Genomic DNA, 8,860 nt, shown 5'->3' on the forward strand with positions numbered 1-8,860 from the left:
GACAAGATTTTAGCTCCATTGCCGGCGGAATGGTATAGAGAGACGCGCGGATGCGTGGCGCGTGCCGGGTCTTGCTTGACGGTGGCAGAATTGCGGGTCAGGTCGAGGGGTAAACGCTGGGCTATGTTCTCTTGGCCCTTCGGGCCGTACGACGGTCACGGCTGTCCCCGCGCTGCCCTCAAACAATGTGGGTAAAGCCCAGGGTTTACCCTGGGTAACCGTCAAATCATGATCGAGCCCTGAAGGGGCGGCAGAACCCGCCACCAACGCTTTCTACCGCCCCCTCATGGCTGAGCCGTAGGGAAAACGCCTTCCCCGCGGGAACCCTGGGCTAAGGTCTCCCGGCCCGTGGGGCCTGCCCATTTATACGGTTTGCTGGGTGTAAAGCTGGCGAGGCACTGGGAAGGAAGACATCATTTTACCTCCATGGCCGTCGACATCGTGTAAGGTCCGGCGCCGCCCTTCAAGCCTGGTAACGGTTCCCCATCGCCCGTAGCCCGGTCCCTTTTCGAGACGGCATCGCGGGTCCGGATCGGCGAATTCACCAGGCGCCCCGCAGCAGCGTGGAACGGCTATTTGGACGACTTGACGATCGAATACGTTTTTACGCCTTTCCGGTCCAGCAGCAACAGGAGGTTCGGCTTACCCTTTTGATCCGCCACCACCTTCTCGAAAGAGGGAACATCGTGCACCGCCGTCCGCCCGACTTCAGTAATAACGTCACCGGGCTGAATGTCCGCCACGGCAGCCGGGCTGTTCGGGGTCACCGAGGTCACCACGATGCCTCGCTCCGACTTCAACCCCAGTTCCTGCACCAGGTCCGGCGTGATGTCTTGTACCTGCAACCCGTAAGCGGCGGCCGGATCTTCCGGCGGAGCCGACGGCGCAGGCCCCGAAGTCGTCAACCGGTTAGTCGTCTCTCCGGGCAACTCCTCCGTCCTGACCGCCACCGTTATCTTCCGGCCGTTTCGCCAGATCCCGAGGTTGACCTGATCACCGACCTTTTTCTTGAGGACTTCGCGTTGCAACTCCCGTGACGAGCCTACCGAGACCCCATCGACCTCTGTAATGACGTCTGCCGGCCGCAGATCACTTTTCGCCGCCGGCGTGTCGGCCTGGATGGTGCGAACAATCACCCCTTTATCAATGCCCTTAAAAACCTCGCCCCGATTCTGTTCGTTCAAAGATTCGATGATGATCCCTAGCCACGGCCGGACGATGTGCCCTGACGTAATTAACTGATCGCTGACCTGCCTGGCTAGGTTGCTGGAGATGGCAAACCCGAGACCCCGATTCAAGCCGTGAATCAGCGTGTTCATGCCGATCACGTTCCCATCGATGTCGCACAACGGCCCCCCGCTGTTGCCCGGATTGATGGCGGCGTCAGTCTGGATGTAATCTTCGTACTTGTCGGCAAGCAGCTCGTTGCGGCCCTTGGCGCTTACCACCCCGGTCGTAAAGGTGTAATCAAATTTGTAAGGTGCACCGATCGCGCAGACCAGCTGGCCTACCTTGACCTCGTCGCTGTTGGCCAGTTGGACCGTCGGTACCCCGGCCGCCTCGATCTTGATTACCGCGATGTCGGTCCGGTCATCCACGCCGACGACCTTTGCCTGAAAACTGCGCCCGTCTTTCAGCTTAACCTCGATCTTGTCGGCCCCGTCCACGACGTGGTTGTTGGTAAGGATGTAACCGTCCGGCCGCACGAAAAACCCTGACCCCTCGGACTGGTCCGGCTGCTGATCCCCCTCGTCGCCGTGGGGTCCCCGGAAGAAAAAGTCGAATCCTTCAAAGGGGTTCTCATTGGTGCCCGGCTTGTCGGCCTTGGAAACATCAATCACCACGACCGCCGGTGCCACACGATCGTACACGGATTCGTACACCTGATTGAGCTGGTGCGCCAGATCCCGCGCGGTGGCCAGATCGCTTGCCGCACCCGCAGCCGAAGCCGCTGACGCGCAGAGAAGCTGTGCAAGGAACGAGCCGGAAAGAAGTATCAGGCGAGAACGATCGCTAAAACTCATAAATACAAGTCAGGGTTCATTGCGCCCAGGCCGTGAACGCTGATGACCATGGAACTACTCTTTAAACCCTCATGCAACCTAAAGGCACACGCAACCGTAAGAATTGGCCGGGCACGAACATACACGCAGGCTCCACGCGCGTTGATTGACAATCCGAGGTCACCCTCTAAGTTAGCCAACTAGTCAACTTACCATGCATAATGCTGTTGAAGCCGCCGACAAGCGGTTCCGTTCGCACGTTCCGGGCTTCTGGCCTGATGTCCCCGCTGAACTCTGGAATGATTGGAAATGGCAACTCAAGAATCGCGTTACCCGGCTGGAAGATCTCGAGTCGAAAATTCGCCTTACCCCGGAAGAAAGGGCGGGGGTGCTCCTTTCAGGTCACAAATTGAGCCTGGCGGTGACGCCTCACTTCTTCAACCTCATCGATCCTGACGATCCGAACTGCCCGATCCGGCGCCAAGTCATCCCCCGGCTCGAAGAAGGAAATCGTTCTCCGGAGGAATTGACCGACCCGTGCGGTGAGGATTCCCACATGCCGGTGCCGGGCCTGGTGCACCGCTACCCGGACCGGGTCCTGTTTCTGGTAACGGACCGGTGCGCCTCGTATTGCCGCTACTGCACCCGCAGCCGGGTGGTCAGCGGTGCCGGCGACCAGCACTTGCAAACCGACTTTGAAGAGGCGTTTCGCTATCTGGAAAAGCACCCGGAAGTCCGCGACGTCCTGCTGTCGGGCGGCGACGCCCTGCTCTTTTCGGACGACAAGCTTCGGGCCATCCTGCAGCGCCTTCGTTCGATCGAGCACATCGAGTTTTTACGGATCGGGACGCGCGTGCCCATCTTCCTGCCGCAGCGAGTGACGGATGAGTTTTGCCGGATGCTGCAGGAATTCCATCCTCTCTGGATGAGCGTTCACGTCAACCACCCGCGCGAGCTTACCCTCGAGGTTCGTCAGGCGCTGGAGCGTCTGGCCAACCACGGGGTCCCGCTCGGCAACCAGAGCGTCCTGCTGAAGGGTGTTAACGACGACCTGGCCACGATGAAAACGCTGGTCCATAAGCTCCTGCAATGCCGGGTACGTCCCTACTACATCTACCAATGTGATCTCATCCAGGGATCAGCCCACCTACGCACCTCGGTCGCTAAAGGAATCGAAATCATCGAGGGCTTACGCGGTCACACCACGGGCTACGGAGTGCCGCAATACGTCATCGACGCCCCGCGCGGCGGTGGAAAGGTGCCGATCAACCCGGATTACATCCTCTTCCACGATCGGGAAAAGATCGTGATTCGAAACTATGAAGGCAAGGTCTTCGAATACCCCGAGCAGGCTGACGCCGTCGTCTCCGGCCGCCACATGACCCAGTCGCCTGCGGACGAGTACCTCTATTCCTGAATGTTCCCGAGTGCCGGACACCGGCCGCTCCGCTTGAAAAGGCCGATCCTTCCCATTCTCAGGTTCACCCGTCTATGGCAGGCATAGTTGTCCGGCCTCGTGCCCGGATTTATCACGGGCATGACTGGGTTTACAACACTGAGGTCCTGAAAACCTTCGGTGATCCGGCCCCGGGTGACGTCATCAGCGTCAAAGACGGCCGGGACCGGCTCCTGGGGTCGGCCGTCTACAATCCGGCATCCCAGATCGTGGCGCGGCGTTTTTCCCGGCAGCGGCAGGAGCTGGACCTGGATTTCTTTGTCCGGCGCATTCAATTGGCCGTTCAGGAGCGCGAAGCGCTCGGCGTGGCCGGTCCCGCTGGCCGGGTGATCTGGAGCGAAAGCGACGGGTTGCCCGGTTTGGTCGTGGACCGGTATCACGCACACCTGGTCCTGCAGACGCTCACCGCTGGCATGGACCTTCGCAAACCCCTGATCGTCGAGGCGCTCAGGCACGTCCTCCGGCCCGAATCCATATTTGAGAGGAACGACGCGCCGGTGCGCAAGGCGGAAGGCCTGCCTTTGACGACGGGTGACCTGTGGGGACAAACGCCCCCGGAACTCCAGATCGAACTTGACGGCGTGAGCTTCCGGGTGGACTTGCGCGCCGGTCACAAAACGGGGCTCTACCTGGATCAGGTTGAAAATTACCGGCTGGTCGCCGCGCATGCCGGCGGCAAAGTGGTGCTCGACTGCTTTTCCAACCAGGGTGCGTTCGCCTTGCACTGCGCCCGAGCCGGCGCAACTCGCACCGTTGCCGTGGAATCCAATGCCGACCTCGTCCAACAGATCCGGTCAAATGCAGCCCGCAACCAGGCCGCCGTCGAGGCTGTCCACGCAAATGCCTTCGACTACTTGTCCTCTGCGGTCGACCGACGACAAACGTTCGACCTGGTTATCCTCGATCCCCCTTCATTCGCCAAGTCGCGCGGATCCATCGACAGCGCCTGGCGGGGTTACAAGGAAATTCACCGGCGGGCACTCCAACTCCTCAGCCACGGTGGCCTTCTGGCCACCTTTTCGTGCTCGCACCATGTCACGCGAGAAATGTTCCGCGAAATGCTCGTCGAGGCCAGCGTGGACGCAAAACGCTTTGTTCGGGTGCTCGCGTTCCTGTCGCAGCCGCTGGATCACCCGATCCTGCCGCACCTGCCGGAAACGGAATACCTGAAAGGGTTCCTCGTCCAGGCGCTGCCCGGACGGTAACCATGATCAGGGTAACGGACCCCGTGGGGTGCTCGGATCCCATCTGGCCCCGCCCTGACCCACTTACCGGATACAAGACTCGGGACGCCCCCCGTGCTTTCTGCTCGCTCTATTCCGCCCGCCATGTTAATGCTCCGCAGGACAGCGGACGACGAGTAAAGGAACGTGCTTTGGATTTTGTAGGCCGAATATTGATCGCCGACGACGAGATTGCGTCATGCCGGCTCTTGCAGCACGGCCTCGCGCGAGTCGGCTTCCGGGTAACCACCGTCGGTTCCGGTGAGGAATCCCTCCGGCAGTTGCGTGCTGAACCTTACGATCTGCTCGTCCTGGATTTTGAGATGCCCGACCTGAATGGAATCCAGGTTTGCGCCGCCATCCGGTCTGACCCGCAGACGGCCCAACTGCCGATCATCGTACTGACCGGCCACTCGGGTGAGGCCGAAGAAATCGGTTCTCTACAGGCCGGTGCAAACGACTTCGTCACCAAGCCGGTAAGCGTTCCCGCGCTGGCCGTGCGGATTCGTACCCAGGTGCGGTTGCAGGCTCTGGCTTCCGAACTGCAGGCGCGAAACGACAAACTTGAACACTGGCAGACCCTGCACGAAGCAGACCTGAACGCTGCGCGCTCCGTCCAGCAGGCCATCATCTCTGCCAAGCTGCCGGATCCGCCGGGCTGGTCGGTGGCGGCCTTTTACCAGCCGCTTATCCAGGTCGGAGGCGACATCTGGAACTGGCGCCGCCTTGGGCAAGAACGTTGGATGATCTGGATTGCCGACGCGACCGGCCACGGTGTCGCCGCCGCGCTCTATACGTCCCTCATCGCCGTGCTCTTCGGCCACACCTCGGAGAACGCCTCCTCCCCGGCTGAGATCCTGCAACGCGTCAACGAAGAGTTTTTTTCCGTGTTCCGCGGGAAAGGATTTTTCACCGCGGCCTGCGCCATCGTGAACACTTCCGGCGGAGTTTTGTACGCCGGTGCCGCGCATCCGCCCGCCGTTATCCTGCGTGCCGGGGGGCGCCGCGACCTGCTGGCCTCTCAAGCAACCCTGATCGGGCTCGCCCCCGCCCTGCAAGGCGTGGAGGATAGCCGCCATGACCTCGGCCTGGGCGACGCCCTCCTGCTTTACACCGACGGTTTTTACAGCGGGTTTACCGGAAAGAACCGCCTGACTCACCATGACCTCCTCGCCGCTCTCCCGGACGACGTCACGGAACCGGCCAGGTTCCTGGGAAAAATGAGGGCAAACCTGCGCGCCAGATCGTTGGAGGCGGAGGAGTTTACCGATGACGCCACCGGCGTCTTGCTTACCCGCGTGCTGCGCCTTGAAAAGCGTGTCGCCGGAACCTAACTACCCGGCCGGTGAACTGCCGCGGTGCGGTGGGAGGATTCCGGGATGGCGGACCTTATGGTAATTTTCGTGGCGAACCGTCCGATATGCATGCGTATGCACGAACCCACGCAAAGTCGTAACCCGGGTGCAGATGCATTCCGGCACAGGAGGCTTCGGTGATGGATGACGTCAGCCCTGCGTCGCCCGAGCCGATCCTGCCGGGCACGCCGGCGCCAGCCTCACACCCGAATGTGTCCAGCCTGCCGTGGGCGGCCTTCATGCGCGTGCTGCGCCGATTATCCCATAACCTGCGCAACTATGTGAATACGGCTGAACTCGAGGCCGCTTTTGCCCAGGAGATAACGGATGATCCGGAAGTCCGGGCAAGTCTGACCCGGCTCCGGCGATCCTTGGGCAAGGTCGCTGATGAGTGTGAACATCTCTTGACCCGGGTCGCCGATCCCCTGGCGGAGCTGATTGAACTCTCCGGAAACGAGCTTTTCCAGGCCATTCGACAGGAGAGCGAGCGACGTTTGGGTTCGGCCGTGCCCATCACCTGGGAGTGGCAGGGAGGCGACGCCGTCCCCTTGTACGTCGACCCCGACCTGATGTGCCGGATCATGCGCGAACTACTCGACAACGCGGCTCGCTACCGGCTGCAGGCGGATCGTCCCATCCGGATAAGGGCCGGGGCGAAGGACGCCGCGTTTGAACTCGAAATCATCGAGCCGAAGACCGGCGCAGTGGACCTGAGCACCTGGGGGATACAGCCCTTCACGAGCACGGAACCTGGCCGGTACGGGCTGGGTACCTGGGCTGCCCATCGCTGGGCTTTAGCTACCGGCGCGAATTTGGACCGATGGTACGACGCGGAGCAGAGCTCGCTCGTGACCCGCCTGACCCTGAACTCCCGAACGGACTCCGACGATCGCGGATGAAGCGTCCGCGCCGCGCTCGCGCCTGAAGCGGACCGATCCACCTGCGCCGTTCAATCGTGATCGTGCGGCCGTCGCCGTTGCTTTTCGCTTGAAGTTGCCGCCATCGATCGGTCCTTTTGGGTGCCATGTCTTTCGTTCAAGGATGTACAGGCGACGTCTCCACGCAGGTCGCCGTCGAGGCGAGCAGAACACGCGCCGTTCTTGAGGCGCGAGCCCGCCTTTCTGAGCCGGAACGGCAACAAAATGAGAAACTACTCGAGACCCTTAGGAGCGAGATTCTCCGGTTCGCCACTTTTTTTCGTCATGCCATCGCCGATGACATCAGCCGCCACGATCCCGCCAAAGGCGTGTACGAGGCGCAGCGGTTCGAAAACTGGCTGAAACTTAACGACACGTCCGTGCTCCCCACCTTCGAGGACAAGGTGTTTTTACAGAGCACGCACGAAGCGGCCGTCCAGGTCATGCGCGCTTCGAGCACCAACCTGCCCTCTGATCAGGCCGGCATGATTAAACGATTGGCAACCCTCGAGGATGCCATTCCCATCGCCGATGAATATCGGCGATGGCAACGGGTCCTGGCCGTCGTGCAGCGGTACGCCGCGCTTTTTAATGGTCTTCCGGCCGTCGGCCTCGTCCTGCTGCTCGCCTTCGTGCTGCCGGTGATCGTATTCGCCGTCGCGGCCGTGTTGCCGCGGTCAGGTCTTCCCCATCCTGTGATTGGCGTCCTGACGATGATTTTGTCAGTTCTCGGGCTTGGGATTGCCCTGGCCGGGTTGCTTGGACCGCTCGTGCGGGCGCGGATCATGGCACGCCTGCATGAAAAGCTGGCTATAACCGAAAAGCTTGTGCCCGCGAGAATCACTCCCGGGCAGGCGCTGTCAGTTCTTACCTCAGTCCGGCAGAAACTCGCCGCGTTGGACCCGGGCTTTGCGACGCGACACGAAATCCTGCCTGAACAAATGCTCGCACCCCTCCGCGCTGAAATTGCGTTCCTGCAAGCCAAACTCGGGACGCGCCATCTCGCAGCCTCATCGTCGGCCTGTAATTCTCCACGGCCACCGTCAACCCACGCCATTGACTGCGAGCTCTCAAAGGCTTTAAAGCCGTCTTTGCCGCGACAGAGCGACTATTAAGCTTTGACAGATATGATCATCGAAAAACTCGGAGGGAAGATGACCACGATCGTATCGATTAACCTAAGTTCCGGAGCATCGAAACAACTCCCCTCGAGCAACCGAAAGACTCCGAACTTTTCGGGCTACAAGGCCGCTTCTGATACGTGAAATCCCGGCAACGCTACGAAAATTAATACCATTTAGACCATGATTTCAGTAGAAGTCCGGCGGGAGGGGGTACTGCCGGATGCTGCGCACCTTGTGGAATGGGTCCTACACCATTTAGACAGTTACCATTGTGGAGGTTCGGCCGGGTTTCAGCCCCGAAGAGGCAGTAGAACTTAGCCCAGGGTGGAACCCCACTGCCATTTAGTTAAGGGCTGGCGGATGGGGGTGCTTTCGTCCCGAAGGGACGGCTGATCGTAGGCAGGGGCTCCAGTCGCTGTGCGGGCGTTCCCCAGGGGTTGAGGTCCCCCGCCAGCTTTACACCTATCAGACCGTATAAACGGTCTAGGCCCAACGGGCCGGTGGAACCTAGCCCAGGGTTTACCCCTGAGCTTTACCCACATTGTCTGAGGGCAGCGCGGGGACAGCCGTGACCGTCTTTCGGCCCGAAGGGCCAAGGGAACATAGCCCAGGGCTTTACCCCCTGGGTAACCGTAAAATCACGATCGAGCCCTGAAGGGGCGGCAGAACCCGACGGCAACGCTTTCTACCGCCCCTTCAGGGCTCGATCGGGGGAGGAACCCGTTCCCAGGGTGAAACCCTGGGCTATGTTCCTTTGGCCCTTCAGGCCATCAAACCGTCTC

The 8,860-nt window shown here is 60.8% G+C and carries 6 protein-coding genes; 5 read left to right on the forward strand and 1 reads right to left on the reverse strand.

The genetic code is table 11. The features are described 5' to 3' along the window. Nucleotides 1–572: 572 nt before the first annotated feature. The gene (locus tag JO015_08350; protein MBV9999110.1) at nucleotides 573–2,024 is read right to left on the reverse strand and encodes a trypsin-like peptidase domain-containing protein; all 1,452 of its coding nucleotides are present in this window, start codon (nucleotides 2,022–2,024) and stop codon (nucleotides 573–575) included. Between the two features lie 193 nt (nucleotides 2,025–2,217). Here JO015_08350 and JO015_08355 point away from each other — a divergent pair, with 193 nt between their 5' ends. From JO015_08355 to JO015_08375, 5 genes are all read left to right on the forward strand, one after another. Continuing rightward, nucleotides 2,218–3,420, forward strand: coding sequence for a KamA family radical SAM protein (locus JO015_08355; GenBank protein ID MBV9999111.1), 1,203 nt, complete (start codon nucleotides 2,218–2,220; stop codon nucleotides 3,418–3,420). 74 nt (nucleotides 3,421–3,494) lie between these two features. Next, nucleotides 3,495–4,664 carry a class I SAM-dependent rRNA methyltransferase gene (locus JO015_08360; protein MBV9999112.1) on the forward strand — a complete coding sequence of 390 codons (1,170 nt, stop codon included), beginning with the start codon at nucleotides 3,495–3,497 and terminating at the stop codon, nucleotides 4,662–4,664. A 170-nt stretch (nucleotides 4,665–4,834) separates the two neighbouring features. Next, nucleotides 4,835–6,016: a SpoIIE family protein phosphatase gene (locus JO015_08365; GenBank protein MBV9999113.1), complete on the forward strand. Its 1,182-nt coding sequence runs from the start codon at nucleotides 4,835–4,837 to the stop codon at nucleotides 6,014–6,016. 161 nt (nucleotides 6,017–6,177) lie between these two features. Further along, nucleotides 6,178–6,936, forward strand: coding sequence for a HAMP domain-containing histidine kinase (locus JO015_08370; protein MBV9999114.1), 759 nt, complete (start codon nucleotides 6,178–6,180; stop codon nucleotides 6,934–6,936). A gap of 125 nt (nucleotides 6,937–7,061) precedes the next feature. Beyond that, the gene (locus tag JO015_08375) at nucleotides 7,062–8,069 is read left to right on the forward strand and encodes a hypothetical protein (GenBank protein MBV9999115.1); all 1,008 of its coding nucleotides are present in this window, start codon (nucleotides 7,062–7,064) and stop codon (nucleotides 8,067–8,069) included. Nucleotides 8,070–8,860: the final 791 nt, after the last annotated feature.

It is taken from the genome of Verrucomicrobiota bacterium (assembly GCA_019247695.1).
In the GTDB taxonomy this organism is placed as follows: domain Bacteria; phylum Verrucomicrobiota; class Verrucomicrobiia; order Chthoniobacterales; family JAFAMB01; genus JAFBAP01.